We start from the raw sequence: 1,791 nt of genomic DNA, 5'->3' as shown, positions 1-1,791 counted from the left end.
CTCTATACCTTCATAGTTTTTAGATTTTAATTTTGGTAGCATAGTTTTAAAATTACCAGAACATAAAAGGTTTAGAAGGGTGGTTTCTATTACATCATTAAAATGATGCCCTAAAGCTAATTTATTGCAACCTAATTCTTGAGCTTTACCATATAAAGCTCCCCTTCTCATCCTCGCACACATATAACATGGATAATCTTCTGCAATCCTATTGGCTATTTCAAATATTCCTGACTCAAAAATATGAATTGGAATATTTAAATACCTACAATTTTCTATCAAAAGCTCCTTAACGTCAGGATGGTATCCTGGATCCATAGCTATAAACTCTAATTCAAAATCAGAATTTCCATGTTGATATAATTCTTGAAATAACTTAGCCATAAGCAAACTATCTTTGCCACCAGAAATAGCTACTGCAATCTTGTCTCCCTCTTGTATAAGTTCGTATTCTTTTATAGCCTTTACAAACTTACCCCAAATATGTTTTCTATACCTTTTTATTATACTTCTTTCTATTTCAGCCAAAGGCTTTCTATCTTCTGTGGGCACAATAATTTCACAACCAGTTCCTGCTAGTTTGTTTTCTTTCTTAGTCAATTTAATCACTCCAAATTCATAATCTTTTAATATTATATCATTCTATATATGGATTTCCATATCGTTTTTTAATATAATGTTCCTATTAACTTTAATGTATATGGGTATATATAGGATATATTTATTCATAAGGAGGTATCAAATTGGCAAAAGAAATATTAAGATTAGTAATATATAGTGCAGAAAATGCTTTTATACAAGTTACTGTATTTGTAGGAGCAGTTTTACTATTGTTTGGCTATATAGACTATAAATATTCAGGAAAATTTGTAAAAAAAATTGAAGAATCTAAAAAAACACAACCTATTATAGGCTCTCTTTTAGGATTAACCCCAGGATGCGGTGGTGCCATATTTGTCGTTCCTTTATTTCCCAAAGGAACTGTAAGTTTTGGTACCATAGTAGCAACTTTAATTGCTACTATGGGAGATTCTGCTTTTGTATTAATGTCCGTTATGCCTTTGAAATATATTCTAGTGAGTATTATCTCATTTATAGTAGCCATTATAACAGGATATATAGTAGACTATTTTAATTTCGGAGATCCTTTATTAGAAAATATTAATAAAAAAAGAAGAGGTAAAAAAGAACTAAAGTCTTTTCATAAAAATATAGACCATTCAATACAAAATGTTATGCTTAATAAGCCTGAATCTAATATAGATTCTATACCCCATATTGGACACCAAGAAGGGGATGAAATAGACCTTATCCTTCACCATACTATTAAAGGTCACCAAAAATTAGATACCATCGGCTATAAGTTTACTCATAATGGATATATTGCATATTGGATAATCATAGGTATAGGATTGATATTCGGAATTCTAGATTTGTTTCAAGTAGACTTAAACGAAATGATTATACCTAATTTAGGTACTATAATGGGAGTCATAGGAACAGGGCTATCAATTGCAATGATGATAGCAGGTAAAAAATTCATTCAAGATGATACTCACGAAGAAACTGAATTAAAAGCTTTATATTTAAAGGAAACTTTAATACACAATGCACAAGAAACAGCATTTATAGCTACATGGGTCTTTTTAGCTTACCTAGCTTATGAGTTATTCATTCTAGGATTAGGCTCAGGTAATTATACTGCTGGAGAAGCAATAGTTACATCTGTTTTATCTAAAACAGGTCTTTCAGCTGTAATATTAGGAGCCCTCTTAGGGATTATTCCTGGAT

2 protein-coding genes are annotated in these 1,791 nt (G+C 30.5%); one reads left to right on the top strand and one right to left on the bottom strand.

From position 1 onward, the window contains the following. Positions 1–552 (bottom strand): tRNA 2-thiocytidine biosynthesis TtcA family protein (locus VK998_RS08445; RefSeq protein ID WP_414713591.1); only part of this gene is annotated, 552 nt, incomplete at its 3' end. Positions 553–743: 191 nt separating this feature from the next. Between VK998_RS08445 and VK998_RS08440 the strand changes: the two genes are divergently transcribed. Then, positions 744–1,791 (top strand): putative manganese transporter (locus tag VK998_RS08440; protein WP_325227588.1); only part of this gene is annotated, 1,048 nt, incomplete at its 3' end.

Source organism: Schnuerera sp. (genome assembly GCF_035459645.1).
GTDB lineage: Bacteria > Bacillota > Clostridia > Tissierellales > Tepidimicrobiaceae > Schnuerera.
This window is presented reverse-complemented; position numbering and strand designations above follow the sequence as displayed.